Origin of the sequence: Curtobacterium sp. MCSS17_006 (genome assembly GCF_003234215.1) — a bacterium.
GTDB classification, from domain to species: Bacteria; Actinomycetota; Actinomycetes; order Actinomycetales; family Microbacteriaceae; genus Curtobacterium; species Curtobacterium flaccumfaciens.
Genome location: NZ_QKSO01000013.1, coordinates 105,357 through 131,519 on the forward strand (window position 1 = coordinate 105,357; position 26,163 = coordinate 131,519).

At 72.3% G+C, this 26,163-nt stretch carries 26 protein-coding genes; 12 read left to right on the forward strand and 14 right to left on the reverse strand.

The genetic code is table 11. From position 1 onward, the window contains the following. Window positions 1-15 precede the first annotated feature (15 nt). Window positions 16-801, reverse strand: a complete 786-nt coding sequence (locus tag DEJ21_RS13270) for an SDR family oxidoreductase (protein WP_111224885.1) — start codon at window positions 799-801, stop codon at window positions 16-18. 127 nt (window positions 802-928) lie between these two features. On the opposite strand from DEJ21_RS13270, the gene DEJ21_RS13275 reads away from it, so the two are divergent. From DEJ21_RS13275 to DEJ21_RS13290, 4 genes are read left to right on the forward strand one after another with little or no spacing between them, the layout of a single operon-like run. Continuing rightward, complete coding sequence (locus DEJ21_RS13275; RefSeq protein ID WP_146247775.1) at window positions 929-1,504, forward strand: hypothetical protein; 576 nt, start codon at window positions 929-931, stop codon at window positions 1,502-1,504. Next, window positions 1,501-2,148 (forward strand): signal peptidase I, encoded by a 648-nt coding sequence (gene lepB, locus DEJ21_RS13280; RefSeq protein WP_111224887.1) that lies wholly within the window; start codon window positions 1,501-1,503, stop codon window positions 2,146-2,148. Before DEJ21_RS13275 ends, lepB begins: the two co-directional genes overlap by 4 nt. Beyond that, a complete protein-coding gene (locus DEJ21_RS13285; RefSeq protein ID WP_146247776.1) occupies window positions 2,145-2,963 on the forward strand; it encodes a helix-turn-helix transcriptional regulator in 819 nt (272 codons plus the stop codon). Before lepB ends, DEJ21_RS13285 begins: the two co-directional genes overlap by 4 nt. 38 nt (window positions 2,964-3,001) lie before the next feature. After that, on the forward strand, window positions 3,002-3,859 hold the full coding sequence (locus tag DEJ21_RS13290; protein ID WP_111224889.1) for a helix-turn-helix domain-containing protein: 858 nt from the start codon (window positions 3,002-3,004) through the stop codon (window positions 3,857-3,859). A 33-nt stretch (window positions 3,860-3,892) separates the two neighbouring features. Here DEJ21_RS13290 and DEJ21_RS13295 read toward each other — a convergent pair whose 3' ends face one another. After that, a complete protein-coding gene (locus DEJ21_RS13295) occupies window positions 3,893-4,432 on the reverse strand; it encodes a hypothetical protein (RefSeq protein ID WP_111224890.1) in 540 nt (179 codons plus the stop codon). Window positions 4,433-4,714: 282 nt separating this feature from the next. Between DEJ21_RS13295 and DEJ21_RS13300 the strand changes: the two genes are divergently transcribed. Together DEJ21_RS13300 and DEJ21_RS13305 are read left to right on the forward strand one after the other, a co-directional pair. Then, a complete protein-coding gene (locus tag DEJ21_RS13300) occupies window positions 4,715-5,446 on the forward strand; it encodes an alpha/beta fold hydrolase (RefSeq protein WP_111224891.1) in 732 nt (243 codons plus the stop codon). Window positions 5,447-5,527: 81 nt separating this feature from the next. Next, entirely contained in the window at window positions 5,528-7,147 is a 1,620-nt protein-coding gene (locus tag DEJ21_RS13305; RefSeq protein WP_181435888.1) for an MFS transporter, read from the forward strand. 63 nt (window positions 7,148-7,210) lie between these two features. On the opposite strand, the gene DEJ21_RS13310 is transcribed toward DEJ21_RS13305, so the two are convergent. Then, the gene (locus DEJ21_RS13310; RefSeq protein ID WP_111024229.1) at window positions 7,211-7,528 is read right to left on the reverse strand and encodes a hypothetical protein; all 318 of its coding nucleotides are present in this window, start codon (window positions 7,526-7,528) and stop codon (window positions 7,211-7,213) included. An 88-nt stretch (window positions 7,529-7,616) separates the two neighbouring features. Between DEJ21_RS13310 and DEJ21_RS13315 the strand changes: the two genes are divergently transcribed. Further along, window positions 7,617-8,840, forward strand: a complete 1,224-nt coding sequence (locus DEJ21_RS13315; RefSeq protein ID WP_111224893.1) for a PP2C family protein-serine/threonine phosphatase — start codon at window positions 7,617-7,619, stop codon at window positions 8,838-8,840. 353 nt (window positions 8,841-9,193) lie between these two features. Here the strand turns inward: DEJ21_RS13315 and DEJ21_RS13320 are convergent, their stop codons facing one another. Continuing rightward, window positions 9,194-10,063, reverse strand: a complete 870-nt coding sequence (locus DEJ21_RS13320; protein ID WP_111224894.1) for a phosphoribosylaminoimidazolesuccinocarboxamide synthase — start codon at window positions 10,061-10,063, stop codon at window positions 9,194-9,196. Then, window positions 10,060-11,328, reverse strand: coding sequence for a phosphoribosylamine--glycine ligase (purD, locus tag DEJ21_RS13325; RefSeq protein WP_110864321.1), 1,269 nt, complete (start codon window positions 11,326-11,328; stop codon window positions 10,060-10,062). Before purD ends, DEJ21_RS13320 begins: the two co-directional genes overlap by 4 nt. 57 nt (window positions 11,329-11,385) lie before the next feature. Between purD and DEJ21_RS13330 the strand changes: the two genes are divergently transcribed. Then, a complete protein-coding gene (locus tag DEJ21_RS13330; protein ID WP_111224905.1) occupies window positions 11,386-11,757 on the forward strand; it encodes a sterol carrier family protein in 372 nt (123 codons plus the stop codon). A gap of 306 nt (window positions 11,758-12,063) precedes the next feature. Here the strand turns inward: DEJ21_RS13330 and DEJ21_RS13335 are convergent, their stop codons facing one another. Beyond that, on the reverse strand, window positions 12,064-14,652 hold the full coding sequence (locus tag DEJ21_RS13335) for a LuxR C-terminal-related transcriptional regulator (protein WP_146246933.1): 2,589 nt from the start codon (window positions 14,650-14,652) through the stop codon (window positions 12,064-12,066). Between the two features lie 108 nt (window positions 14,653-14,760). On the opposite strand from DEJ21_RS13335, the gene DEJ21_RS13340 reads away from it, so the two are divergent. Beyond that, window positions 14,761-15,162, forward strand: coding sequence for a hypothetical protein (locus DEJ21_RS13340; RefSeq protein WP_110858851.1), 402 nt, complete (start codon window positions 14,761-14,763; stop codon window positions 15,160-15,162). A 145-nt stretch (window positions 15,163-15,307) separates the two neighbouring features. On the opposite strand, the gene purF is transcribed toward DEJ21_RS13340, so the two are convergent. Further along, the gene (gene purF, locus DEJ21_RS13345) at window positions 15,308-16,765 is read right to left on the reverse strand and encodes an amidophosphoribosyltransferase (protein ID WP_027465037.1); all 1,458 of its coding nucleotides are present in this window, start codon (window positions 16,763-16,765) and stop codon (window positions 15,308-15,310) included. 74 nt (window positions 16,766-16,839) lie between these two features. Here purF and purM point away from each other — a divergent pair, with 74 nt between their 5' ends. Continuing rightward, complete coding sequence (purM, locus tag DEJ21_RS13350) at window positions 16,840-17,955, forward strand: phosphoribosylformylglycinamidine cyclo-ligase (RefSeq protein WP_110858852.1); 1,116 nt, start codon at window positions 16,840-16,842, stop codon at window positions 17,953-17,955. A 355-nt stretch (window positions 17,956-18,310) separates the two neighbouring features. Here the strand turns inward: purM and DEJ21_RS13355 are convergent, their stop codons facing one another. Next, window positions 18,311-18,529, reverse strand: a complete 219-nt coding sequence (locus DEJ21_RS13355; protein ID WP_017886249.1) for a DUF3073 domain-containing protein — start codon at window positions 18,527-18,529, stop codon at window positions 18,311-18,313. A gap of 158 nt (window positions 18,530-18,687) precedes the next feature. Between DEJ21_RS13355 and DEJ21_RS13360 the strand changes: the two genes are divergently transcribed. Next, on the forward strand, window positions 18,688-19,833 hold the full coding sequence (locus tag DEJ21_RS13360; RefSeq protein WP_111224895.1) for an NAD(P)-binding domain-containing protein: 1,146 nt from the start codon (window positions 18,688-18,690) through the stop codon (window positions 19,831-19,833). 179 nt (window positions 19,834-20,012) lie between these two features. On the opposite strand, the gene DEJ21_RS13370 is transcribed toward DEJ21_RS13360, so the two are convergent. The 4 genes from DEJ21_RS13370 to DEJ21_RS13385 all read right to left on the reverse strand — a co-directional run bounded on the left by DEJ21_RS13370 (window position 20,013) and on the right by DEJ21_RS13385 (window position 23,979). Then, entirely contained in the window at window positions 20,013-20,453 is a 441-nt protein-coding gene (locus tag DEJ21_RS13370; protein ID WP_111224897.1) for a DoxX family protein, read from the reverse strand. Between the two features lie 120 nt (window positions 20,454-20,573). Then, entirely contained in the window at window positions 20,574-20,849 is a 276-nt protein-coding gene (locus tag DEJ21_RS13375; protein WP_017886246.1) for a DUF3072 domain-containing protein, read from the reverse strand. A 107-nt stretch (window positions 20,850-20,956) separates the two neighbouring features. Beyond that, a complete protein-coding gene (locus DEJ21_RS13380) occupies window positions 20,957-21,712 on the reverse strand; it encodes a hypothetical protein (RefSeq protein WP_111224898.1) in 756 nt (251 codons plus the stop codon). 11 nt (window positions 21,713-21,723) lie between these two features. Beyond that, a complete protein-coding gene (locus DEJ21_RS13385; RefSeq protein ID WP_111224899.1) occupies window positions 21,724-23,979 on the reverse strand; it encodes an APC family permease in 2,256 nt (751 codons plus the stop codon). Between the two features lie 130 nt (window positions 23,980-24,109). Between DEJ21_RS13385 and DEJ21_RS13390 the strand changes: the two genes are divergently transcribed. Beyond that, the gene (locus DEJ21_RS13390; protein ID WP_111224900.1) at window positions 24,110-24,541 is read left to right on the forward strand and encodes a MerR family transcriptional regulator; all 432 of its coding nucleotides are present in this window, start codon (window positions 24,110-24,112) and stop codon (window positions 24,539-24,541) included. A 94-nt stretch (window positions 24,542-24,635) separates the two neighbouring features. Here the strand turns inward: DEJ21_RS13390 and DEJ21_RS13395 are convergent, their stop codons facing one another. Together DEJ21_RS13395 and DEJ21_RS13400 are read right to left on the reverse strand one after the other, a co-directional pair. Then, complete coding sequence (locus DEJ21_RS13395; RefSeq protein ID WP_071405831.1) at window positions 24,636-25,217, reverse strand: PadR family transcriptional regulator; 582 nt, start codon at window positions 25,215-25,217, stop codon at window positions 24,636-24,638. After that, on the reverse strand, window positions 25,214-26,074 hold the full coding sequence (locus DEJ21_RS13400; protein WP_111224901.1) for a DUF4097 family beta strand repeat-containing protein: 861 nt from the start codon (window positions 26,072-26,074) through the stop codon (window positions 25,214-25,216). The genes DEJ21_RS13395 and DEJ21_RS13400 overlap by 4 nt, the downstream gene beginning before the upstream one ends. Window positions 26,075-26,163 lie beyond the last annotated feature (89 nt).

Here is a 26,163-nt window from a genome sequence, read left to right on the forward strand (position 1 = left end):
AACCAGATGGGTGCATCAGGCGCTGTTCGAGATCCCGCCGTCCGACTTCAGCAGCTGCCCGTTCACCCAGGCGCCCTGCTCCGAGCAGAGGAACCCGACGAGCGCGGCGGTGTCCGACGGGCGTCCGAGCCGGCCGAGCGGGGTGCCCTCGACGGCCCAGCCCTTGACCTCGTCGGACATCCAGCCGGTGTCGTTCGGGCCCGGGTTCACCACGTTGGCGCTGACACCGAGGCTGCCGAGCTCCTTCGCGGCGCCGAACACGATCCGGTCGAGCGCGCCCTTCGACGCCCCGTACGGCAGGTTGTACGCGATGTGGTCGCTCGTCAGGGCGACGATCCGGCGTCGGTCGCGCGGTGCGGCGTCCCCGGCGAGCTCGAGCCCGGCCGCGTAGGCCTGCACGAGCAGGAACGGTGCGCGGGCGTTCACGGCGAAGTGGCGGTCCCACGACTCGACGGTCGTGGTGCGGAAGTCGGAGTCGACGGACTCGCAGTGCGACATGACGAGGGCGGTGACCGGGGCGCCGGCTTCCGCCTCGGCACGGCCTACGAGGGCGGCCGCCTGCTCCGGGTCCTCCAGGTCGACCGGGAGGCGCGTCACCCGTGCTCCCGCCGCCTCGCACTCCTGCACCACCGACTCGACCCCGTCCGGGTCCGCCCCGCCGCTCACGCGGTCGTCGTAGGGGCCCCACCACGAGATGGCGAGGTCCCAGCCGTCGGTCGCCAGCCAGGTGGCGAGCGCTGCGCCGATGCCGGCTCTGCGGCCCACCCCGGTCACCAGGGCGAGGGGTCGTGCGGACGTCATGCGTGCCTCCTGTCCGGCGCTCCGTCGCACCGATCGGCACCCAGTCTGCCGGAACCGGCCACCCGTGTGACCATCGCACCCGGTGTCCTGTCGGCGGACGGCCGACCGCGGGGGCCAAGATGGACGGATGCCACGCACACGACGGCCCTCCCGACCGGGGCGCGGACCCCGCGGCGGTCGCCCGGACCCCCGCGACCTGCCGCTCGAGCACGTCCGCGACCGGATGTCGTCGTACATCTACGGCAACATCACGGTGCTCGCCGTCGCGATCGCGGTGAACCCGGAGCAGATCCACCACGGTGCCGCGGTGGCGACCGTCCTGGCGACCGCGGTGCTGACCTACCTGGCGCACGTGCTCGCGCACCTGGTCGCGCACGGGCTCGGCGACGACGGCGAGGAGTCCGCTGCGGACCGCGCTGCGCGCCGCGACTCGGTCGCGACGATCGTCCGGAACGCCAACCCGATCGCGACCTCCGGCATGATCCCGGCGGTCCTCTACGCGGCTGCCTGGATCGGGTGGCTGCCGGCGGAGTGGGCACAGGTCGCGGCGACGGTGATCCTGGTCGTGCGCATCGGGCTGGTGGGCGTGTTCATGCAGCGGTTCAGTGGGAAGCAGCCCACGTTCCTCGGGTTGTGGGGCGGCATCGTGCTGGCCGCGGTGGCGTTCGTGATCGGTGTCGTCAAGGTGGTGCTGACGCATTGAGTGACACGCACGCACACGCCGGACCCCACTCGGAGCCAGCGGCCGAGGACGAGCCGAAGCGCGGCGGCCTGCGGTTCCTGCGCGACCTCGTCATCATCGTCGTCGTGGCGCTGTTGGCGTCCTTCCTGGTGAAGGCGTACCTGGTCCGTTCCTTCTACATCCCCTCGGCCTCGATGCAGAACACGCTGCTCGTCGGGGACCGGGTGCTCGTCAACGAGCTCGTGCCCGGGGTCGTCCCACTGCAGCGCGGTGACGTCGTGGTGTTCCAGGACCCGGGCGGCTGGCTCGGCATGGGCCAGGGCGACGACCTGATCAAGCGGGTCATCGGCCTGCCGGGTGACACGGTGTCGTGCTGCGACGCCCGGGGTCGCCTGTCGGTGAACGGGCACGCGGTGGACGAGCCCTACGTCGTGCTCGAACGCGGGTCGGACCGTGTCGCCGGGAAGGACTTCGAGATCACCGTGCCGAAGGGGCGCATCTGGGTGATGGGCGACAACCGCTACGACTCCGCCGACTCGCGCGTGCACGGCACCGTGCCGGTCGACGACGTCGTGGGGCGCGCCTTCGTGACCACGTGGCCCGTCTCGCGGTGGTCGGTGCTGTCCCGGTACGGCGACGAGTGGGACCGGGTCCCGACGCCGTGACCGCGGACGACGAGGGCTTCGGCTACGAGACCGGCGGGGACGACGATCTGTCGATCCACCGGATCGCGACACCGGGCAAGCGGTCGGGGACGATCGGTCCGCGCCCCGACCACGTCGTGTTCTGGCTCGCCGACGGCCGGGCCAGCCTGACCGCCGACGACGGCGAGCACTGGGAGGTCGGCGCCGAGCGGCCGATGATGCTCTCGGCGTCCGTCGCGTACGGGTTCGAGACCGACGCGACCGCCACGACGCTCCTGCACCTGTCGCCGTCGCTGCTCGGCGACACGGGGGAGTCCTCGGTGTTCGGGCAGCCGGACGCGGCCGATCCCGCACTCGAGCCGCTGCGGGCACTGCTGCGCGAGGCCTCCGGGCGCATCCTCGACCCGGCCCTGCCCGCCGCCGACCGTGCGGCACTGAACCGGCGGATCGCGACCGTCGTCCTGTCGACCTTCGCCCGGTCGCGATCGGACGTCGCGGACCGGATGCGGCGTGCGATCGGCTTCGTGCACGACCACGCCGACCGGACACTGACCGTGGCGGACGTCGCGGCAGCCTGCGACCTGAGCGAGCGCGGCTTGCAGGACCTGTTCCGCCGTCGACTCGGCGTCACCCCCATGCAGTACCTGCGCGAGGTCCGGCTCGACCGGGTGCACCTGGAGCTGGGGCGGCCGGGTTCCCGCGCGCTGCTCGTCAGCGAGGTCGCGCGGCGGTGGCGGTTCACCCACCTCGGGCGGTTCGCGGCCTACTACCGGGAACGGTTCGGGGAGCAGCCGCACCAGACCATCGCGCGGAGCGGCACACCCGGAGAACGGTAGTTCTCGCGTTCTTTGCGGATTCCGGCTATCCTGCTCGCGTGGATGCGCGACGGTCCGAACTGGGGCAGTACCTCCGCGCCCGTCGGGCACTCGTCCAGCCCGAGGACGTCGGCCTCACCCGCGAGCCCGGACGACGAGTGGACGGCCTGCGCCGTGAAGAGGTTGCGCGGCTCGCGGGCATCAGCCCCGAGTACTACCTGCGGCTCGAACGCGGCCGCGATCACCAGCCGTCCGACCAGGTGCTCGTGGCGCTCGGCCGGGCCCTGCGGCTCGACCACGAGGCGGTCGACTACCTGCGCCGCCTCGCACACGCCGAACGCCGCCGCCCGGAGGGGGTCGTGCCGCCGGGGCTCGACGACTCGGTCCGGTCGCTCCTGGCGCAGTGGTCGCACACCCCGGCGTTCGTGATGGACCGCAACCAGGACATCATCCTGTCCAACGCCCTGGCGAGCGCCCTCGGCCCCGGCTACATGGAGCCGGGCGCGAACCTCGTCCTGCAGATGTTCTCCGAGGCGTCCCGGCAGCACGCCGCCGAATGGGTCCGCACCGCGCACCGGGTCGTCGCCGCGCTCCGGCTGCACGCCGAACCCGAGGACCCCCGGCTGCAGGAGATCGTCGGCACCCTGACCCTGCAGGACCCGGAGTTCGCCCGCATCTGGGCGCGGCACGACGTCGCCGTGCAGCGCACCGGGGTCTCGCGGCACTGGATCGACCCGATCGGGTGGGTCGAGTTCCGCTGGCAGAACCTCGCGATCCCGGGCAGCTCGCACGTCCTCGTGACCTTCTGGGCCGACCCCGGTACGCCGGCAGCCGCGGCCGTCGCGTACCTCGCCGCGCAGGTGCAGCAGGGCACCGCGCGCCGGGAACCGGTCGCGGGCGAGACCGCGGTGGGGTAGCCGAGCGGTCGTCACGGTGGCCGCGCTCGCCGATCAGCCGGTCGTCTCGCCCTCGTCGAGCAGCCCCCGGAGCGTCGTGAGCCGTGCGGCGGACTCGTCGTCCGCCGCCGTCCACACCACGAGCACGTGCTCGGGGTCCTCCAGTCGACGCAGTTGCTCCCACCGCAGGTCGATCCGGCCCACCAGCGGGTTCTCGAACGCCGACTCCCCGCGGCGGGTCGGCCGGACCGCTCCGCCGGCCCACTCGGTCGCGAACGTCGTGCTCCGGGCCATCAGCTCGCCCAGGAGCTCCTGGAACCGGTCGTCGGCGTCGTGCTCGTCCAGCGAGTCCCGGAGCATCGCAGCGGTGCGGTGCGCCTCGGCCTCCCAGCCGTCCACCGAGTCCTCGACCCAGGGGTTCAGGAAGGTGAACCGCGCCAGGTTCGTGCCGACGGTGAGGGACGCGGACAGGGCACCGGCGAGCCGGTTCGCCGCCACGACGTCCAGGTGGCGGTCGAAGACCACGACCGGTTCGGCGAGCGCGTCCACGAAGTCCTGGGCCGACGTCGTCGTCGTGCCGTCCTCGTGTTCCATGCGATCACGCTAACCGGCCGGGCCGTGGAGCAGGGGGGAGAAGGGGGCCCCGGCGGGGACCCCGTCGCGGAGCCTCCGCCCCGCAGGGGGACCCCGGGACGGTGTGTCCGACCGTCGGAGGGCACCGTGCGCCGCACCCGGAGCCGCCGGCACGCGCTGCCAGCGGGGGTGACGGGCAACGACAGGGACACGACGACGCAGCACCCCCAGCCCTAGCGTGACGACGCCGGGGCTCGCCGGTCCCCGCACCACCCCAGACGTTCGTCACGAAGGAGACCCGCAATGGCTGCACCCACCATCGTCCTCGTCCACGGCGCGTTCGCCGACTCCGCCAGCTGGGCACCCGTCACCCGCGAGCTGCTCGACCGCGGCCACACCGTCCTCGTCCCGCCGGTCTACAACCGGAGCCTCGCCGAGGACGCCGCCTCGATCCGCGCGGTCGCCGAGCACGTCGACGGGCCGGTCGTCCTCGCCGGGCACTCGTACGGCGGCGCCGTGATCACCGTCGCCGGCGAGGCCGAGAACGTCGTCGGACTCGTCTACGTCTCCGGCTACGTGCTCGAGGTCGGCGAGAGCCTCGGACAGCTGCAGGGCGGGTTCCCCGACTCGGACCTCGCCGCGAACCTCGTGTACACGCCGTACCCGGTCGCCGGCGCCGAGGACGGCACCGACGTCTCCGTCGCGATCGACGCGTTTCCGCAGGTCTTCGCCGCCGGGGTCGACCCGCGCGTCGCCGAGGTGCTCGCCGTCTCGCAGCGCCCGCTCTCCGGCGCGGCCTTCGGCGAGCCGGCGTCCGCCGCCGCGTGGAAGACCACCCCCGCGTGGGCGATCGTCTCGTCCGACGACCACACCATCAACCCCGAGGTCGAGCGCTTCGGCTACTCCCGCGCCGGCATCACCGACGTGACCGAGATCGCCGCCCCGCACCTCGTCATGCAGACCCACCCGAAGGACGTCGCCGACGTCATCGAGCGCGCCGTCGCCGCGACCAGCGCGACCGACGCCGCCGCCTGACCCGACCATCCCTGGGGGCGCGGCGTGCGCCCGACGCACACCGCGCCTCCAGGATGTCCCCGTCCCACCCCAGGAGGCGACGTGACCACGGAACGCACCACCCCCACACCCCGCGGCGGCGCCCTGGCGCCGCTCGCGATCCCGGTCTTCCGCGCCCTGTGGATCGCGGTGCTGGTGAGCAACATCGGCAGCTGGATGCAGACCGTCGGCGCGCAGTGGCTGCTCGTCGACGAGCACGCCGCACCCGTCGTCGTCGCCCTCGTGCAGACCGCGTCGAGCCTGCCGGTGCTGCTCGTCGGGATCCCCGCAGGGGTGATCGGCGAGTTCGTCGACCGGCGGCGGCTGCTCATCGGGGTGCAGGCGTTCCAGGTGGTCGTCGGCGTCGTGATGACCGTGCTCACGGCGACCGGCGACATGACCCCGGCGCTCCTGCTCACCGTCACGTTCCTGCTCGGGACCGCCTCGGCGCTCCAGCTGCCCGCCTACCAGGCGCTCGTGCCCGAGATCGTGCCGCGCGCCGCGATCACCGACGCCGCGGCGCTCAGCTCCGTCGGCGTCAACGTCGCCCGGGCGATCGGACCGGCGCTCGCCGGGGTGGTGATCGCGCAGCTCGGCGTGCCGTTCGTGTTCGCCGCCAACGCGCTGTCGTTCGCGCTCTTCCTGGTGGTGCTCGTCGCCTGGCGCGGCTACCAGCGCCCCGAGACGCGGGCCGAACCGTTCATCGACGCCACCCGCGCCGGGCTGCGGTACGTCCTGCACGCGGCGGTCGTCCGCCGGCTGCTCGTGCAGCTCGCCGTCTTCATGGTGCCCGCGAACGCGCTGTGGGCACTCCTGCCGCTCGTCGCCGACGGCTCGCTCGGCCTGTCCTCCGGCGGGTACGGACTGCTGCTCGCCGCCGTCGGCATCGGATCCGTCGGCGGGGCGTTCCTGATGCCGGCGGTCCGTGCGCGGCTCGGCATCGGCCGCACGGTCGGCATCGCCTCGGTGGTGTTCGGTGTCTGCACCACCGTCGTCGCGCTCGTCCCCGTGCTGGCGGTCGTCCTCGTCGCGCTGCTGGTCGGCGGGGTGGCCTGGATCGCCGTGGTGACGACGCTGAACGGCACCGTGCAGGCGTTCCTGCCCGCCTGGGTGCGGACCCGCGGGCTCGCCGCCTACCAGCTCGTGCTGTTCGGCTGCACCGCGATCGGTGCGGCGCTCGCCGGCGCGGTCGCCACGCCGCTCGGGGTGACGGGCGTGCTCGCCGGGGCCGGAGTCCTCACCGCGCTCAGCGCCGCAGTGCTGCTCGTGTCCGGGTTCCCGGTGCTCACCGACCGGCAGCGCGCCGTGACGCCGATGCCGTTCGGGGACGAGGTGTTCGTGGCGGACGACCACGGCGCGGCGACGGGGGAGACCCTGGTGCTGCTGCACTGGACGGTCCCTGCGGACGCGGTCGACGAGTTCCGGGCGCGCGCCGAACGGCTCGGGCGGAGTCGTCGGCGGACCGGTGCCCGTGACTGGAACCTCTACCGGGACGCCGCGACCGGGCCGGACGCCTGGGTCGAGGCGTTCCGGGTGGGGTCGTGGCAGGAGCACGTCGACCAGCACGAGGTCCGGCAGACCGGGGACGACGCGCGGACCCTGCAGGCGGTGCGCGAGGTCGCGGGTGAGCCGCGGGTGGAGCACCTGGTCGCGGAGGGGGTCGGCAGCCCGTCGTCGGGGTGACGGGGTCAGCGGCCGGTCGGGGTGGCGGGCGGGGTCAGCAGCCGGTCGCGGTGGCGGGCTGGGTCAGCAGCCGGTCGTGGTGAGGGTCACCGTCGCGACCGTGCCGTCGGACACCTTGGTCGTCTGCGGGCAGAGGTCGCCGCCGCGGACCGTGACCTTGCCGAGGGGAACGCCCGCGAAGTCGGCCGTGCCGCCCGGGAACACCCGCTGGTGCTCGGAGAGCTTGCCGGTCGAGGCGAACACCTTGACCTCGTAGGGGTGGTCGGCGGCGTTCGACGACACCGTGACCGACACCTGGCCGGTGGAGTCGTGGGCGCCACAGCCGGCGAGGGCCAGGAGCGCGGCCACGCCGAGGACGGTTGCGGGGACGACTCGGAGCACGACGACCAGGGTACGCCGACGCGCCCGACGATCTGCGCCCTCCGGACTGGGGCCAGGCCCTGTCCGTTCAGCGCGTTACCGTGGGAGCATGCAGCCGGAAACCGCGATGTCCGTGCCCGCGCCGACCGGGGCCGATGCCGTCCGGCGAGCGGCCCTGATCGCGGCGCTCGACGTGGTCGACGGTGGCGTCGAGGAACGGTTCGAACGGATCACCCGCATCGCGCGCGAGGCCCTCGGGGTCTCCGGCTCCTTCCTCAACCTGGCCGGCGAGACCACCCTGACGATCAAGTCGCAGCAGAGCGACGACGCCTTCGGGCCGGTCATCCCGCTGCAGGACACCTTCTGCGGACGGACCCTGGGCGAGCAGGGGCCCGTGGTCGTCCCGGATGCCCGCGAGGACGCCCGGTACGCGGACTTGCCGATGGTGCTCGGCGACCCCAACGTCCGGTTCTACGCCGGTGTCGGGCTCCGTGCCGGCGACGACGACCTGAAGATCGGCACCCTCTGCCTGATCGACCCCGAGCCGCGCACCCTCGACGCCGACGAGCTCGAACTGCTGCAGGAACTCGGCATCTGGGCAGAGCGCGAACTGCTCGCCGGAGCCGACGAGGACCGCCTGCGCACCGTGCTCAACGGCCTGCAGCCGACCGAGGTACAGGTTCCCGGGTACCGGATCACGGGGATGTCGATCCCGCACGGACTCGTCTCCGGTGACTTCCACGACTGGCACCGCTCCGGCGAGGACTCGATCCACCTGACCGTGTCCGACGTCATGGGCAAGGGGATGTCCGCCGGGCTCCTCGCCGCGAACATCCGCGGAGGCCTGCTCGCCCGTGGCGACCAGGACCCGGGCACCGCCGTCGCCGAACTCGAGGCGCAGGTCGCCCCCGAGCTCAGCCGTGCCGAGTCCTTCGCGACGATGTTCCACGGCCGGCTGACCCCGTCCACCGGGCGACTCGACTTCGCCGACGCCGGCCACGGGCTCGTGCTGCAGCTCCGCGACGACGGTGCCGAGCGGATCCTGCGGTCGTCGGACCTGCCGATCGGGCTGCACCCCGCAGGGATGCCCCGCGCCGCCGGGTCGCTCGTGCTCCGGCCCGGTGACGTGCTCATCGTCGTGACGGACGGTGCGCTCGAGCTCTGGGACTCCACGCTCGCGGCGCTCTCGGAGCTCGGATCGCTGTACCGGGAGTCCCCGGACGTCGAGACGTTCCTGCAGCGGGTGCGCGCGCGTGTCGTCGAGCACGACCCGGGCGATGACCTGACCGTCGTCGTGGTGGCGCGCGAGGCCGTCGGCGCTCTCGAGGCCTGAGCGGTCGAGAACTGTCGGCTGGCTCGTCGGCGGTCGCGCGGCGGATCGTCGCCGGTCGAGTGGTCGCGACGTGTCGTGCGTGGGCCGCCGAGTGGTCACGAACCGTCGGTTGGCGGGGCCTCGGCCGACGGTTCGTGACCGCCCGACGGACGTGAGCGGGGTGTCGTGACCGTTCGGGCGGCACCGGGCGTCACGCGGCGAGGGGTCGCGACGTGTCGTGCGTGGGGTGCCGAGTGGTCGCGAACTGTCGGTTGGCGGGGCCTCGGGCGACGGTTCGTGACCGTCCGACGGAGCTGAGCGGGGTGTCGTGACCGTCCGGGCCACGCCACACCACGCGCCGGCCGGACGCGGCGTCAGGCGCCGAGGCGCTCGATCAGCTCGGCGTAGCGCGCAGCCGTGCGCTCGACGATCTCGTCCGGGAGCACCGGCGGCGTGCCCTGGCGGTCCCAGTGCGCGCTGAGCCAGTCCCGCACGATCTGCTTGTCGAACGAGTCGGTGCGGTCGGCGGAGCGGGCGTCCCAGTAGCGGCTGGAGTCGCTCGTCAGGACCTCGTCGGCGATGCGGATCCGGCCGGTGGCGTCCTGCCCGAACTCGAACTTGGTGTCGGCGATGACGACGTCCCGCTCGAGGGCGATGGCCGCGGCCTCGGTGTAGACGTGCAGCGAGAGCTCGCGCAGGGTGGCCGCGGTCTCGGCACCGACCAGGTCGACGGTCCGCTCGTACGAGATGTTCTCGTCGTGCTCGCCCTGGGCCGCCTTGTACGCCGGCGTGTAGATCGGTTCCGGCAGGCGGTCACCGTTGGACAGCCCCGCGGGGAGCGCGACGCCGCACACGCTGCCGGTCTCCTGGTACTCGGCCCAGCCGCTGCCGACCAGGTACCCGCGCACGACGCACTCGACGGGGAACATCGTGAGCGGCATGACGTGCATGGACCGTGCCTCGACCTCGGCGGGCACCGGGGTGCCACCGGAGGACGGGCCGATGATGTGGTTCGGGACGTCGCTCAGCTGGGTGAACCAGAACCGCGACAGGCGCGTCAGCAGCTCGCCCTTGCCCGGGATCGGCGGCTCGAGCGCGAAGTCGTACGCGCTGACCCGGTCCGAGGCGACGAGCAGCAGCTCGGACGCACTGGCCAGGTCGGCGGTGCCCTCGGGCACGTAGAGCTCGCGGACCTTGCCGGACGAGACGTGCCGCCAGCCGGCGATCGGCGCGGGGGCGCTCACTTCGCGACTTTCGCGGCGATGTCGGTGCGGAACTGCGCGCCCTCGAGCGTGATGTCGCCGAGCCCGGCGTAGGCGCGCTCGCGGGCCTGGGCGAAGTCCGACCCGGTCGCGACGACGCTGAGCACCCGGCCACCCGTGGCGACGAGCGTGTCGTCGAGGACGCCGGTTGCGGCGTGCGCGACCGAGACGCCGTCGCGGGCGTTCGCGTCGTCGATGCCGGTGATCGGTCGGCCGGTCTGCGGGTTCTCCGGGTAGCCCTCGCTCGCCAGGACGACGGTCACGGCGACCTCGTCGCGGAACACGGGTGCGGGTACGGCACCGAGCTGCCCGGTGGCGGCGGCCAGCAGGAGTTCGCTGAGCGGTGTGGCCAGGCGGGGGAGCACGACCTGCGTCTCCGGGTCACCGAAGCGCGCGTTGAACTCGATCACGCGGACGCCCTGCTCGGTGACGATGAGGCCGCAGTACAGGAGCCCGACGAACGGCGTGCCCTCGTGCTCGAGGCGTCGGACGGTCGGCAGCGCGACGAGCTCGGTGACCTCGTCGACGAAGGCCTGCTCGGACGGCCAGCGGTCGGCGAGCCACGGCAGCGGCGAGTAGGCGCCCATGCCGCCCGTGTTCGGTCCGAGGTCGCCGTCGGCCAGACGCTTGTAGTCCTGCGCGGGGCTGAGCGCGCGGACGTCGTGCCCGTCGCTCAGGAAGAACAACGAGACCTCTTCGCCGTCGAGGAACTCCTCGACCACGACGTGTCCGTGCTGGAGCCAGTAGGTGGCGTGGTCGATCGCGGCCTGGCGGTCGTCGGTCACGAGCACGCCCTTGCCGGCTGCGAGCCCGTCGGCCTTGACCACGTACGGCGCCCCGAGCTCGTCGATCGCGGCGACGGCTTCGTCCGCCGTGCCGGCGTAGACCGGACGCCCGGTGGGCACACCGGCCTCGCCCATGATCCGCTTGGCGAACGCCTTCGAGCCCTCGAGCTGCGCGGCGGCCTTGCCCGGCCCGAACACCGGGATGCCGCGGGTGCGCACCGGGTCGGCCACGCCGGCGATGAGCGGGGCCTCTGGGCCCACGACGACGAGCTCGACGTCGTTCTCGATCGCGTACTCCGCGACGAGTGCACCGTTGGTGGGGTCGAGGGAGACGGTCTCGACGTCGGCGGCGATGCCGGCGTTGCCGGGCGCTGCCGTGATGACGTGACCCGCATGCTCCGCGAGGAGGGCCGTGATGATCGCGTGCTCGCGGGCACCGGAACCGAGGACGAGGATTCGCACCCGATCACCCTACCCAGCCCGACTCGCCGCCCGCGATGCGAGGGCTAGCCTGTGGAGATGCCACCCAGGAGGATCGAGGACGCCGACGGGCGCGCGGCACTCGCCGCGGTGCGTCGTGGGGAGACGGCGCGACCGGCCGTCGCGACCGCGGTTCGGTGGACGTTGCAGTGCCTGGCGGACGAGGTCCCGGGCAACAGCGTCGAGGTGCGGGTGCCGCCGTTCGCGGCCGTCCAGGCCGTGCCCGGACCCCGGCACACCCGTGGCACACCGCCGAACGTGGTCGAGACCGACGCCACCACGTGGCTGGCACTCGCGTCCGGCGAGCTGACCTGGTCCGAGGCGGTCGCGCAGTCACGCGTCAGCGCCTCGGGCTCGCGCGCCGACCTGACGGCGTTCCTGCCGGTCCGGCTGCCCGCCCCCGGCGCCTGACCCTGCGAGCCGTCGGCACCGATCCGCCGCAACCGAGCCGCCGCGGCGAAAGCGCCTGCGGAGAACTCCCACGCGAATTAGGTAGTGCCTACCGATGCGCCCGCATCGACCGGGTTCCTAAGCTTGAAGTCGCCGGGATTCGGACCCGACCCGAACGGGTCCGAACCCGGCGACAGGCACCAAGGTACGCGATGTTCCACACAACGTGTCAATCGTGGCGGCGCGTCGTGCTGCAATCCGCAACGTTCTTGCGTGCGCGACAGCCGACGCGGAACGCGGAACCGGCCGTGCCGAGTACCGAGCACCTCAGAGCAGCTCGCTGAGCTCCGACCGCGCGTGCAGGTCCCACTTCGCGAAGACACGGGACAGGTGTGCGTCGATCGTCCGCGTCGAGAGCCCGAGGGACTCCGCGATCCGCCGGTTGCTCAGCCCCTGCGCGGCGAGCTCGGCGACCTCGTACTCGCGCTTCGTCAGCGGCGGTTTCGAGTGCCCCGCGGTCACGGAGATGCCGTGTGCTGCGAGCAGTCCCTGCGCCGTTATCACCCGCGTACGGTCGCCGGCGCGCACGGCGTCGGCGTACTCGATCACCGCGGCGGCGAGCGGTCCGTCGACGCGGGTGGCGGCGTCGCGCATCCGCTCGAGCGAGCCGGTCGAGTCGCGTCCCTGCGACATGCCGACCGCGTGGTGCAGGGCGTACCCGTACATCACGTGCGTCCACGAGCCGTTGGCCGTGCTGCGCTCGATGATCTCGTCGGCGTGCTGCAGCCCGGCCGGGTTGCCGAGCACGGCCTCGGTCCAGGCGATCGACACGGCGACCTGCTCGCCGGTGATGCGCATCGCCCGCTGCGGGGTGCTCCGGGCACGTTCGAGCGCGCTGGAGGCTTCTTCCGCGCGTCCGCCGTACGCGAGCGCCAGGGCCAGACGTGCCCAGGGGTAGGCCGCGAACCCGCCGTGGTCGGCGATGTCGTACCGCTCGCAGGCCGCCGAGAACGCGGCGACGGCATCGTCCCAGCGGCGCTGTGCGATCGCCAGGTTGCCCTGACCGATGAGCTCGAGCGTGAAGTCGTACTTCAGGTAGGGACTGGACCGCCCCGCGGGCACCTCGATGATCAGGTCGTCCAGGTCGCCGCGCCACATCTGCACCTGGTGCAGGACGGAGGAGTTCTCGCCGACGCTCCAGGGTGCTGCCTCGACGTGCGCCACGGCGGTGGCCAGGGCACGGTGACCGAGCGCGGACGCGTCGTCCAACCGGCCGGCGGTCGCCAACGCCATCACGGCGCAGGGTGCGACGGCGAGGAACGACATCGGCATCGTCGGGGCGTCCACGATGCCGCTGCGCTCGATCTCGGCCCGGACCTCGGCGAAGTCGCCGCCCCAGCCCTGGTGCGCCATCCGCAGCAGCCGCAGCCGTTCGACGGCCTCGTCGGACACGACCAGGCGGGTGGCGGCGTCGGTCAGGGCCACGGAGGCCGCGACGTCGTCGTCGTGGAACTGGCGGATGTTCGCCAGCGTCTCGCACGCTTCGATGACGGCCTCGTCGGTGACGTCGCCGACGTGCCGCTTCGCCACGCCCCAGGCGGCTTCGGCGTCGGCGCGGCCGGCTTCGCGGCCGTCCGAGTACGAGTACGCCAGCGAGCGGAGGCAGTGTGCCGTGACCTGCTCGGTCGGCGTGAGCGTCGTGCGGAGCGCTGCCGAGGCCAGGGCGATCCCGCTCTCGTGCTCCTGCAGCCGCACGGCGACCTGCGCCGCGTCGAGCAGCTGGTCGACCGACGGCAGGACCCCGCACTCGAGCGACCACAGGGCGGCACGCAGGCGTGCGGCAGGCGGTGCGCCCTCGGGCCGGTCGGTGCGGAAGGCGTTGGCGCGCGCGAAGAGTGCCGTTCGCCGGGCCACCGGCACCAGGGTCCGGATGACCTCGCCGACGAGCGGGTGCGACGGCCGGACGACCGCGGCGCCGTCGTCGAGCGAGTCGATGCGGACCAGGCCGAGCGCGACGACCCGGTCGACGTCCCCGCCGGTCACCAGGCCGAGCAGGCGCGCGAGCGGGATCGGGTCGGCGAGGGCGACGATGTCGACGACGTCGCGCAGGTCCTCCGGCAGCGACCCGAGCTCGGTGCGGTACATGTCCGCGAGGCTGTCCGACGCGGTCACCCGTCCACGCCAGTACCACCCGGTCGCGGTGTGGTCGAGGGCGCCGGAGACCCGCGCCGCACGGACCACCTCGCGCAGGTACAAGGGGTTGCCGGCGGTGGCGCGGTGGACGCGCTCGGCCGAGGCGTTCTCGAGCGGCGAGCCGAGCGCCTCGGCCACGAGCGCCGCGGTCTCGTGCAGCGCGAGCGGCTGGAGGTCGATGCGCTCGAGCAGGTCGTCCTGCCACAGCGCGCGGAGCGGCTCGGGGAGCGCCGTGAAGTCGCGGCAGGTCAGGACGAGCCGGGCGCCCTGCCGGCGGACCAGCCAGGCGACGTACCGCGCGGAGATCGCGTCGAGGTGGTCGGCGTCGTCGACCCGGAGCAGGACGTCGCGGTCCACGAGGTCCTCGATCGCCCGGAAGCGCTGCTCGGCGCCGGTGTCGTCGGACAGCTCCGAGATGGAAGCCGGCAGCTCGCCGAAGCGCTCGGCGACGGCGCCGAAGGGCATCGACCGGCTCGCGGCGACCGCCGTGATCGGCACGACGACGGTGCGGCCGGTGCCGTCGCGACCGGCGACGCGGTCGGTGACCCGCGCCGCGGCGGTGCTCTTGCCGATGCCGGGGGCACCGACGAGCGCGACGCTCCACCGGTGCTCGGCGACGACGGCGACGGCGCGGTCCTCCTCGGCGCGCTGCGCGACGGGCCAGGCCACGCGGGCGGGGGCGGCCGGTCGGCGTCGGCGGGCGGGTGCGGTTCGTTCACGCATCCGACACACCTCCTCCGCTTGGGATACCGACCAGTAGCGACCATCCTCTCCCGGATCGGTCGCCGCGCACAGGCCGCGGGACGTCCCACAGTGGGGGACAATGGAGGGGTGAGCAACACCGATCAACCCGACGAGCAGCCGCTCCCCACGCCGGCGCCGGCTCCCAGCGCGGTCGCCAGCCCCGACGAGGTCACCATCCGCCGTGCACCGAAGTTCGGCGTGTTCATCGTCGGCGGTGCCGTGCTCGGGTTCCTCGCGACCCTCGTCGTGGTCGCCCTCACCATGAACCTCGGTGGCCAGCGTGACCAGACGAGCTTCGGCAGCCTGGTCGGCTACTTCAGCCTGTGGGGCGTCACGATCGGCGCCTTCGTCGGTGCGGTCGTCGCCGTCGTGTTCGACCGGGTCTACGCCCGGCGGTCGGCCCGCCTGACGGCGGAGCGCGTCGAGGTCGAACTGCCGCCCGAGACGGTCGACGGTGAGCTCGACGACCACGGTGACCAGCGGCCGTAGCCGCTCCCGATCAACGGACGGGAGGCCCGGTGCCAGCTGGCACCGTCCCTCCAGGCACGGCCGTCACCCCGCTGGCGCGGTGCGCCGGTACCGGCTGGTGGGGCCCACCTCCCGTCCGTCTGGTGGTCGCGATCGCGACCACCACTCAGCTGAGCTGGTTCGCCTCGACCCAGGACAGGTACTCCGGGCTCACGGTGCCCGTGACGTACTCGCCGGTGAAGCAGCTCATCTCGAGGTCGGTCACGTCGGAGCCCTCGATGATGGCGTCGCGCATGTCCCCGACCTCCTGGTAGATCAGGTGGTCGCTGCCGAGCACGCGGTTGATCTCCGGGATCTTCCGGTCGTGCGCGATGAGCTCCGCACGGGTCGGCATGTTGATGCCGTAGACGTGCGGGAACCGGACTGGGGGAGCGGCGCTCGTGAACGTGACCTCGTTCGCGCCGGCCGCCCGGGCCATCTCGACGATCTCGCGGCTCGTGGTGCCGCGGACGATCGAGTCGTCGACGATCAGGATGTTCTTGCCCTTGAACTCGGACGACATCGCGTTGAGCTTCTGGCGCACCGAACGCTTGCGCTCCGCCTGCCCCGGCATGATGAAGGTGCGGCCGACGTAGCGGTTCTTGTAGAAGCCCTCGCGGTACTCGATGCCGAGCTTCCGGGCGACCTGCATGGCCGCCGGACGGCTCGAGTCCGGGATCGGCATGACCACGTCGATGTCACCGGTCGGCGCGTACTGCTCGATGGTGTCGGCGAGGCGGTTGCCGAGGCGCAGACGCGCGTCGTAGACCGAGATGCCGTTCATCACCGAGTCGGGGCGTGCCAGGTAGACGTACTCGAACGAGCACGGCACCAGACGCGGGTTCTTCGCGCACTGGCGGGCGTGCATCTGGCCGTTCATCTCGATGAAGACGGCCTCGCCCGGGGCGATGTCGCGGACGATCTCGTAGCCGCCGGACTCGAGCACGAGCGACTCGCTCGCGACGACCCACTCCGGCTGCCCGGCCTCGTCGAACTTGTGGCCGAGGATCAGCGGGCGGATGCCGAACGGGTCGCGGAAGGCCAGCAGCCCGTGCCCGGCGATGGTCGCGATCGTGGCGTAGGAGCCCTCGACCCGCTCGTGCACGCGCTCGACGGCGTCGAAGACCTGACCCGGATCGAGGTTCGCGCCGCGGACCTGGCCCTGCAGCTCGTGCGCCAGCACGTTCACCAGGAGCTCGGTGTCACTCGTCGTGTTCAGGTGACGACGGTCGATGTCGAACAGTTCACGCGTGAGTTCCCGCGTGTTGGTGAGGTTGCCGTTGTGGACGAGGACGATGCCGTACGGCGCGTTCACGTAGAACGGCTGGGCTTCTTCTTCGTTCGTCGCGGCGCCCTTGGTGGCGTACCGGACGTGTCCGAGCCCCATGGTGCCGAGGAGGGCACGCATGTCGCGGGTGCGGAACGCCTCACGCACGTGGCCGCGGGTCTTGTGCATGTGGTGCACGTGACCCTCGACCGTGGCGATGCCCGTCGAGTCCTGCCCGCGGTGCTGCAGGAGGAGCAGTGCGTCGTAGATGGATTGGTTGGCGGGGCCCTGCGCAACAAGGCCGACGATGCCGCACATTCGCGGGTGTGCTCCAGATCAGTAGAATCGGGGGGTACCGCACAAGTCTGCCATGTCACCGCGAAGGACTCCGCATGCCCAACCCGTACGCCGAAGCCGGAGTGGACACCGCTGCCGGTGACCTGGCCGTCGAACTGATGAAGTCCGCGGTCGCGGCCACCCACAACGCCTCGGTCCTCGGTGGCGTCGGTGGGTTCGCCGGGCTCTACGACGTCTCGTTCCTGAAGGACTTCTCACACCCGTTGCTCGCGACCTCGACCGACGGCGTCGGCACCAAGGTCGCCATCGCGCAGGCGATCGACAAGCACGACACCATCGGGCAGGACCTGGTCGGCATGGTCGTCGACGACATCGTCGTGGTCGGCGCGAAGCCGCTGTTCATGACCGACTACATCGCCTGTGGTCGCGTGGTGCCCGGTCGGATCGCCGACATCGTCGCCGGCATCGCCCGCGGCTGCTCGGAGACCGGCACCGCCCTGGTCGGTGGCGAGACCGCCGAGCACCCGGGGCTGCTCGGCCCGGACGACTACGACGTGGCCGGTGCGGCGACGGGTGTCGTCGAGGCCGACGCGCAGCTCGGCGCGCACCTGGTGCAGGACGGCGACGTGGTCCTGGCGATCGAGTCGTCGGGGCTGCACTCCAACGGGTACTCCCTCGTGCGGCACATCCTGGCGTCGCGGGGCGTCGGCTTCACGGACCAGCTGCCCGAGCTGAGCGGCGTCGGGTTCGGCGGCGCGGTCTCCGTCGGCGAGGCCCTGCTCGAGCCGACCCGCCTGTACACCGCACCGCTCCTGGCGCTGCTCGAGCAGCACCCGGGCGCGGTGCACTCGCTCTCGCACGTGACCGGTGGTGGCATCGCCGCGAACCTGGCGCGCGTGCTGCCCGTCGGCTCCTGGGTCGAGGTCGACCGTTCCACCTGGCAGCCGCTCCCGGTCTTCCGGGTCCTGGCCGACATGGCCGGCACCCCGATCGAGGACACCGAGGGCACCTGGAACCTGGGCATCGGCATGTTCGCCGTCGTCTCGGCCGGGGCTGCTGCCGAGGTCATCGCCTCGCTCGGTGCCGCCGGCATGCCCACGTGGCCCGTCGGCACGATCGCCACGTCCGCGCGGGACCTGACCGGGTTCGAGCAGGGCGCCAAGGGTGTCGACGGCGGCGCGGTCCGGCTCGTCGGGAGCTACGCGGGCTGACGTGCTCGGCGGCTCCGGGCCGCGCCGTGCCGTGGTGCGTGCGGTGAGTGGTCACAAACCGTTGTTCGGCGGGCCCGCAACCGACGGTTCTTGACCGCCCGGCGTCGTGCACGCGGGGAGTCGTGACCACTCGGGGCCGGGACTTGGGCGCGCAATCGGCTCGCCGTGGTGCCTGCGGTGAGTGGTCACCAACCGTCGCCTGGCGGGCCTGCAACCGACGGTTCGTGACCGCTCGGCGTCGTGCGCACGGTGAGTCGTGACCACTCGATCCCGGGAACCGGGCGCGCCGACGGGTGTCCGGGCACGCGGAAACGCCGCGCTGCCCGAGGGCTGCGCGGCGTGACTGCGAGAGAGGTCAGGCGGACTTGTTCTGGTCTGCCTGGGTCTCGAACTCGTCTTCGTCTTCCGCCGGTTCCGGACCGTACTGGTCCGCCCAACGGTCGACGTAGTTCTCGTCGGAGTGTTGTCCGGCGGAGAGCTCCTGCTCGAGCGCACCGTAGTTCGTCTGCGGGCTGAAGTACTTCAGCTCACGGGCGACCTTGGTGTGCTTCGCCTTCTGACGGCCGCGCCCCATGCGTGACCCCCTCGTTCGGCTCTGGTCCGGTCCTGGCGAATGACGGAAGATCACTCGGGGAACCAGACGGTTCGTGGTTTGAAATCTGCCGATCACTCTACCATGTACCTCGATCTGGACGTCGCGCGACGGCTGGCCCGCACAGCAGAATCGAAGTGATGACGGAACCCCTCGAGACCCCGGTCGACCAGCACGCCCGCGTGGTGGTGATCGGTGCGGGGCAGGCGGGGCTCTCGGTGGGATACCACCTGCGCCGTCTCGGGCTCGTCCCCGGCAGCGACCTGGTGATCCTCGACCGTGCGCCGAGCACCGGTGGGGCGTGGCAGTTCCGGTGGGAGGCCCTGCGGCTCGGAGCGGCGCACCGGGTGCACGACCTGCCCGGCATGCGCGCCATGGGCTTGGAGTTCGACGACGCCGACCGGTCACGGCCCGCCCGGGACGTCGTCGGGGAGTACTACCGGCGGTTCGAGCAGCACTACGACCTGCGGGTGCGGCGCCCGGTCACGGTGACGTCCGTCTCACGCATCGGCGGCGACGGCGGCGTGGCGGGCGACGTTCCGGCGGACGGCGGGCTGTGCGTCACGACCCGGAGTGCCGACGGCGCCGTCACGCGCATCCGTGCCGAGGTCGTGGTGAACGCATCCGGCACGTGGGGCACCCCGTTCGTGCCGTGGTACCCGGGGCGCGACGTGTTCCGCGGGCGGCAGGTCGACACGACCGAGTACCGCAGCGCCGCCGAGTTCGCCCGCCAGGACGTCGTGGTGGTGGGCGGTGGGACGAGCGCGATCGGGTTCCTGCTCGAACTCGACGGCGTCGCCCGTTCGACGCGCTGGTTCACCCGGCGCCCGATGGTCTGGGCCGGGACCGCGTCGCTCGACGTCGAGTCCGCCGTGGCCGCCGTCGACGAACAGGACCGTGCCGCCCGCGCCGGCGAGGTCCTGCCGAGCATCGTCAGTGGCACCGGGGTCCCGGTGTCGCGACGGATCCGCGCCGGCATCGACCGCGGTGTGCTGCGCGACGAGCCGATGTTCACCCGGATGGACGAGACCGGGGTGGTGCGGGCAGACGGCACCCACGTGCACGCCGACGCGGTGATCTGGGCGACGGGGTTCCGGGCCGACCTGCGGCACCTCGCGCCGCTGCACCTGCGGACCACGGCGGGCGGGGTGGTGGTCGAGGACGGCCGGTCGGCCGAGGAGCCGCGCTTGTTCCTGGCCGGCTACGGTCCCCAGGCATCGACCATCGGTGCGAACCGGGCCGGCCGACGCATCGCCCGCCAGGTCATGGACGCGCTAGCGGCCTGAACAGCTGCGCGGCCCCTCGCACCGTGCGAGGGACCGCGTGAACGGTGCGAGGTTCCGTTCCCGGTGCGACCCTCGCGAGCTCGCACCGGGAACGGAACCTCGCACCGGACGGCCCGGACGGCCCGGACGGCCCGGACGGCCCGGACGGCCCGGACGGCCCGGACGGCCCGGACGCGCGCTCAGGCGGGCAGGGGCTCCTCGACGCCACGACGACGGCGCGACGACTTGAGCACCAGGGCGTCGAGCGAGAACCGTCCGGGCCCGGTCAGCGCCACGGCGAGCGACGCCACCGCGAGGACGAGCACGTACTCGAACCCGCCGTCCTGCGAGTAGAAGCCGGCCGAGCCGTGGGCCAGGACGCCGGCGACCACCATGTCGACGGCCAGCAGCACGCCGACGACGCGGGTCGCGACGCCGAGCACGAGCAGGATGCCGCCGACGAGCTCGAGGCCGGCGACGAAGGGTGCTGCGACCTCGGCGAGGGGGACGCCCATGCCCGAGAAGCCCTGCACCACGTTGGGGATGCCCTGGGCGAACTTCTGGGCGCCGTGGGCGATGAACACCACCCCGAGGACGATGCGGAGCGCGGTCAGGCCGATGGAGGTCGATGTCGTTCGCATGGCCACGAAGGTAGCCGGTGACGCGTCATCGATCGTCCTCGAACAGGGGACTGACCGCGCTTCGCCAGAACATGCCCAGAGCATGCCCAGCCAGCGGTCCGCCGAAGGGCGGACTGCTTCTCAGGAATCGGCGCCGCGGCCCGTCTGCTGCTGGAGGCGGTCGATGTGCTCCGACGCCTGCGCCTTGGTGAGGTCGGCGGGGAGTTCCTCGCCGGCTTCACGGGCCAGGGTGTCGAGGTAGCTGCGCTGCGGTCCGGTCATCGGCTCGTCGCCGGTGACCCACTGCTCGGGGTCCTTGCTCGCGTCGGTGGAGGGGTCGGGTCGGGGGCCGCCGAGGGTCTCGCCCTGGATCGGTGCGTCCGGGGTCTGCTGCTGGTCGCGGTCTGCGTCACTCATGTCCGCGACGGTACGCCGCACCCCCGTCACGACACGCAGCAGCGACGTCCCCCGAAGCGGCTCAGCGGCACAGCGCGCACGACGGCACGCATCCGCACCGAAGCGGCTCAGACCGCGGTCGCCGCGTACCGCACCAGATCGGGCCCGACGGCACTCGTGGCGATCGGCACGACGCGGTCGTCCCGCCGGATCCAGATGGTCGCCGCACGCTCGTCGATCCCGTCGACCTCGTGCAGCTCGCCGTCGAGCAGCACCGACGCCGCGACCCGGACCAGACCGCTCGCCGGACGTGGCGGCAACCCGACCACGTCGTCACCGTACGTCGGGTGCTCGCCGGGCTGCAGGAACGGCGACACCGGGGCCGTGACGACCTCGAGTCCCTCGTCGACCGCGGTCACCGCCACCAGGCGGACGGCCTGGTCGGTCGGCAGCGGCACGTCGACGACGGGCTCGGCGGTGGGGCCGGCCAGTGCGCGGAAGGCGGGCCGACCGTCGGGGGCGAGGTGGGCCTCCAGGCCGTCGATCCGGACGCGACCGCGCCCACGGGAGTCGGCGTAGACACCGGGCTCGATGCCGGACTGCCGCGCCTCGAGCCGTGTGAGGACGACGCGGTCCGGGCGGTACCAGTCGCGGAGCGCGGCCGGGTCCACCCAGCCGACGCTCGGGACGCCGCGGGAGAGCGCGGCGGACTCGTCGGCGGCGCGCTCGTCGCGCGCGCCGAGGGGGTGCTCGCCGCGCACGGCGACGAGTCCTTCGAGCGGGCTGCCGGCCGGCGGTTCGTGGTCGAGCACCTCGACGCGCTTCGAGACCTTGCCGCCGTGTCCGTCGAACGTGGCGAACGTCCGCAGGTCACTGATGGTCATGGGGCCACATGCTACGACTCGTCGGCTCCCCGTCGCGGCGGGGAGGGCACGAGGGCGTGGAGCTCGCCCGTGCAGAGCGCGGGGTCGACGCCCTCGGCGGGGCCCGCCGGACGGGTCGCGCGGCGCGGCTGGATGCTGTTGCGCTCGGCGGACCGGAGCAGGCGGTCCTCGGCCGAAGCCGAAGCCGAAACCGAAGCCGAAGCCGAGCCCTCGACCGACGAACCGGGCTGCGCGGGGCGGCGGAGCGGGGGACGGACGGGTTCGCCGCGGCGCTCCTGGCCGGGCAGCGGGCGGGAACGGCGGCCGTACAGCAGCTCGGACGAGTCGAGCAGCCACGGCACCAGGGCCACGGTGACGCCGTGCACGAGCAGCAGCTTCTTGCGGATGCGGCGGCCGCGGTGGTTGTGGAGCAGGCCCTCCCACCAGTGCCCGACGATGAAGATCGGGGTGTAGACGGTGACGACCTCGGAGCCGTGCTCGTTCCGGTGCGCCTTGATGTACTTGATCAGGGGCATCGAGATGTCGCGGTACGGGCTCGGCACGATCGTCAGGGGCACCTGGATGCCGTACTCCGCCCACTGGTCACGCAGACGCTGGGACTCGGCGTCGTCGATCGCGACGTGCACCGCCTCGATGCTCGCGTGTTCGGCGGCGATCGCGTAGTCGAGCGCCTTGAGCACGGGCTTCTGCAGCTTGTTCACCAGGACGATGGCGTGGTCGCCGGTGGCGCCGAACTTCGTCTCGACGTCGGCCTCGATCTCGTGCGAGACGTCGCGGTAGTAGCGGTTCACGCCGAGCATGAGCACGTACAGCACCGGCATGATCAGGAAGACCAGCCAGGCGCCGTGGGTGAACTTCGTGATCGTGACGATGACGAGCACCACGAGGGTGAATGTGGCGCCGATCGCGTTGATCGTGCGGGAGCGGACGACCTGCCCCCGGTTCACGCCAGGGTCACCCGCGGGCACCGTCCCGTCCCGGTCTGCTCGGAGCAGTCGCGTCCAGTGCACGACCATGCCCGTCTGTCCGAGCGTGAACGACACGAAGACACCGATGATGTAGAGCTGGATGAGGCTCGTGACGTTCGCCCGGTAGACCACGAGCAGCGCCGCGGCGACGAGGGCCAGGACGATGACGCCGTTCGAGTAGATGAGCCGGTCGCCGCGGGTCGAGAGGGCCTTCGGGGCGTACGAGTCGCGCGCCAGGATCGAGCCGAGCAGCGGGAACCCGTTGAAGGCCGTGTTCGCCGCGAGGAGCAGGACCGCCGCCGTGGTCGCCTGGATCACGAAGAACAGCACCGAGTTGTTGCCGAACGTCGCGGCCGCGATCTGCGCGATGAGCGAGCGCTGGGGCGTGGTCGCACAGTTCGCGAAGCCCTGCAGGTCGCAGGCCCGCTCGGCGTAGTGCACGTGCGACACGAGCGCCAGGGTGATGAGCCCGATGAACAGGACGATCGCGATGCCGCCCATCGCGACCAGGGTGGCCTGCGCGTTCTTGATCTTCGGCCGGCGGAACGCCTGCACGCCGTTCGCGATGGCCTCGACGCCGGTCAGGGCCGAGCAGCCCGAGGCGAAGGCGCGGAGGAGCAGCAGGATGAACGCCGCCTGCGTGGTGTGCTCGACGTTCTGCACGGTGTACGCCGCGGACTCGGCGACCGGGGCGTTGCCGGCGGCGACGCGGACGAGACCGGTGACGACCATCACGAAGACGCTCGCCACGAACAGGTAGGTCGGGATCGCGAAGGCCTTGCTCGACTCCCGCACACCCCGCAGGTTGGCGGCGGCGAGCAGCACGACGAACAGCAGGGCGAGCTCGACGCGGAAGTGGTCGAGCATCGGGAGCGCCGAGATGATGTTGTCGACACCGGAGGCGACCGACACGGCCACCGTCATCACGTAGTCGACGAGCAGTGCACTCGCGACGACGAGCCCGGCCTTCTCGCCGAGGTTCCGGTGCGCCACCTCGTAGTCGCCACCACCGGACGGGTACGCCTTGATGAGCTGCCGGTACGAGGCGACGACGACCACGAGCAGCAGCACGACGAGTGCGGCGACCCACGGCGCGAACGTCAGGAAGGCCATGCCGCCGAGCAGCAGGATCATCAGGAGTTCCTGCGGCGCGTACGCGACAGAGGACAGCGGGTCACTCGCGAAGATCGGCAGGGCCAGGTGCTTCGGGAGGAGCTGTCCTTCGAGCTTCTCAGAGGGGAGGGGATCCCCGATCAGTCGTGCTTTCAACGACCGGATCTCGTTCGTCACGAGCGGCAAACCTACTCAGTTCCGGGCGCGAGTCAACACGGTTCGCCTGCCGCACATTCCCGGTCGGCCGCGGGCGCGCCACCCTGGGTGTCGCGCACCCCTCGCCGTTGACGCAGGGTCAACCAGTACAGTCACCAGCATGAGCGCATCGACAGGCCCGGGTGACGCAGCTGCGAAAGCTCCCCACGCCATCACCGAGGTGGCGCGTTCCGCCGGTGTCTCGAGCCGGACGCTGCGGCACTACGAGGCCGTGGGACTGCTGCCGGCCACCGCCGTCGGCGCGGGTGGCCTCCGGCGCTACGACGACCGTGCGCTCGTCCGACTGCAGCGCATCCTGCTGCTGCGTGGGCTCGGACTCGGACTGCCCGAGATCGCGCGACGGCTCGACGACGAGGGCGACGACGTCGCGGCGCTCACAGCGCACCTGACGTGGCTCGAGCACGAACGGGACCGGCTGGCCCGGCAGCTGGCTGCGGTCCGCACCACCGTGGCGCGCGTCGAGCACGGGGAGGAGCTGACGGCAGGCGAGGCGTTCGCCGGCTTCCCGCCGACGCGACTTCCGGCTCCCTGAGGCGTCGGCAGCGCCCCCGCACGCGGCGGGCCGACAGACGGTGCGGACGACGGCCGGGAGGCCCTGGTCGCGACCGCCTGTCGGCCGCGGGCCGTCAGAGCGACTTGCGCAGGGCCTCCAGGCCGTCACGCAGACGCGTCACGGTGTCCGCACCGAGCGTGCCGCGGGTCGCCCGACGGCGCAGGTCCGCACGCACCTGCTGCCGGAACGACGACAGCGCCATCTCGAGCTCGCGCAGGGCGCGGGCACTGTCCGACGGGACGGACACGGGCTCCTCGGCGGAACCGGTCGCCGGGCTCTCGGCGGCTGCGGCCAGGTCGGCACGGAGCGAGCGCATGGCCTCGCCGACCGAGGCGCGCACGCCATCGGCCAACGACTTCACCGAGTCGCTCACGCCGGACTCGACCGTGGCGATCTCGTCGGCACGTGCCGCGAGCTCGGCACGGCCGGCGTCCGTGATCGCGTAGACGGTCTTGCGGCCGTCGGCGGTCTTCGTGACCAGGCCGTCGTCCTCGAGCTTGGCGAGGCGGGGGTAGACGGTGCCGGCGCTCGGCACGTAGGTGCCGCCGAAGCGGTCGCCGAGTGCCTGGATGAGCTCGTAGCCGTGCATGGGGTGATCGGCCAGCAGGACGAGCAGGTAGAGGCGCAGGTGGCCGTGGGCGAAGACGGGGCTCATTCGGGCACCTCGCTCTCGTTCGCCGGGGTGGTCGTCGTCGTCGGGGGTGTCGGCTCGGCGACCGGAGGGGCGTGCAGCACCGCGATGTCGCCGGAGACGGAGTTCACCCGCAGGTCGAGCCACTGACCGGACAGTTCGCCGCCCTGCTTGACGTACGAACCGCGCACGCCGCGGATCTCGGCGTCGTCGAACTGCAGCTTGCCGGTCGCGGTGTTCACCGTGCACTTGTAGGCGACGCCGTCCGCCAGGCGGACGCTCACCGATCCGGACACCGTGTTGACGCGGGCGGACTCGGGGACCCCGTGCAGGTCGAGCACGACGTCGGCCGAGACGCCGTCGGCCTGGAACCGCGGGATCTCGCCGGTGGCCACGACGTCGCCGGAGACGGTGTGCACCGCGAGCGCGCCGTCGAGGTCGCGGATCGTGGTGGCGCCCGAGACGGCGTTGACCGTGACGTCACCCGCGACGCCGTCGACGACCAGGTCGCCGGACACCGTGTTGAGCGTGGCACCACGGTTCGTGCCGGACAGCAGCGCACCGGCCGAGACGACACCGAGCGTGATGCCGGCGTCGCGGGGGACCAGGATGCTGACGTCGGCGTGGGCCTTGCCGCGGAAGGACTTCAGGAACCCGATGGGGTCGTCCCACCGGACCTGGGGGTGGTCGACGGTGAGGGTGTCGCCGTCGACCTCGATGAGCATCTGCTTGCCGGACACGCTGTGGATCTCGACCCGGGCCGTGGGTTCGTCGTGTGCGACGACGTCCACCTGCCCGCCGACGAGGCCGACACGCACGGTGCGCACGATGCCGGTGTCGATGACCTTGGGCTCGTCGACGAGCCACTTCTCCTGCGCCATGTTGCCTCCTGGAACTCGCGATGTATCGCGTCTGTGGAGGTCACGCTATATCGCGTTCCCCGCGGCCGCAAGAGGTCGCACGCGATCGC

Bases quoted from the DNA above. Each gene is read 5' to 3' on its own strand.
- DEJ21_RS13270 (WP_111224885.1), bottom strand. From the start codon at position 801: ATGACGTCCGCACGACCCCTCGCCCTGGTGACCGGGGTGGGCCGCAGA.
- DEJ21_RS13275 (WP_146247775.1), top strand. From the start codon at position 929: ATGCCACGCACACGACGGCCCTCCCGACCGGGGCGCGGACCCCGCGGC.
- DEJ21_RS13295 (WP_111224890.1), bottom strand. From the start codon at position 4,432: ATGGAACACGAGGACGGCACGACGACGACGTCGGCCCAGGACTTCGTG.
- DEJ21_RS13300 (WP_111224891.1), top strand. From the start codon at position 4,715: ATGGCTGCACCCACCATCGTCCTCGTCCACGGCGCGTTCGCCGACTCC.
- DEJ21_RS13315 (WP_111224893.1), top strand. From the start codon at position 7,617: ATGCAGCCGGAAACCGCGATGTCCGTGCCCGCGCCGACCGGGGCCGAT.
- DEJ21_RS13330 (WP_111224905.1), top strand. From the start codon at position 11,386: ATGCCACCCAGGAGGATCGAGGACGCCGACGGGCGCGCGGCACTCGCC.
- DEJ21_RS13335 (WP_146246933.1), bottom strand. From the start codon at position 14,652: ATGCGTGAACGAACCGCACCCGCCCGCCGACGCCGACCGGCCGCCCCC.
- purF (WP_027465037.1), bottom strand. From the start codon at position 16,765: ATGTGCGGCATCGTCGGCCTTGTTGCGCAGGGCCCCGCCAACCAATCC.
- purM (WP_110858852.1), top strand. From the start codon at position 16,840: ATGCCCAACCCGTACGCCGAAGCCGGAGTGGACACCGCTGCCGGTGAC.
- DEJ21_RS13355 (WP_017886249.1), bottom strand. From the start codon at position 18,529: ATGGGGCGCGGCCGTCAGAAGGCGAAGCACACCAAGGTCGCCCGTGAG.
- DEJ21_RS13360 (WP_111224895.1), top strand. From the start codon at position 18,688: ATGACGGAACCCCTCGAGACCCCGGTCGACCAGCACGCCCGCGTGGTG.
- DEJ21_RS13370 (WP_111224897.1), bottom strand. From the start codon at position 20,453: ATGCGAACGACATCGACCTCCATCGGCCTGACCGCGCTCCGCATCGTC.
- DEJ21_RS13375 (WP_017886246.1), bottom strand. From the start codon at position 20,849: ATGAGTGACGCAGACCGCGACCAGCAGCAGACCCCGGACGCACCGATC.
- DEJ21_RS13380 (WP_111224898.1), bottom strand. From the start codon at position 21,712: ATGACCATCAGTGACCTGCGGACGTTCGCCACGTTCGACGGACACGGC.
- DEJ21_RS13390 (WP_111224900.1), top strand. From the start codon at position 24,110: ATGAGCGCATCGACAGGCCCGGGTGACGCAGCTGCGAAAGCTCCCCAC.
- DEJ21_RS13395 (WP_071405831.1), bottom strand. From the start codon at position 25,217: ATGAGCCCCGTCTTCGCCCACGGCCACCTGCGCCTCTACCTGCTCGTC.
- DEJ21_RS13400 (WP_111224901.1), bottom strand. From the start codon at position 26,074: ATGGCGCAGGAGAAGTGGCTCGTCGACGAGCCCAAGGTCATCGACACC.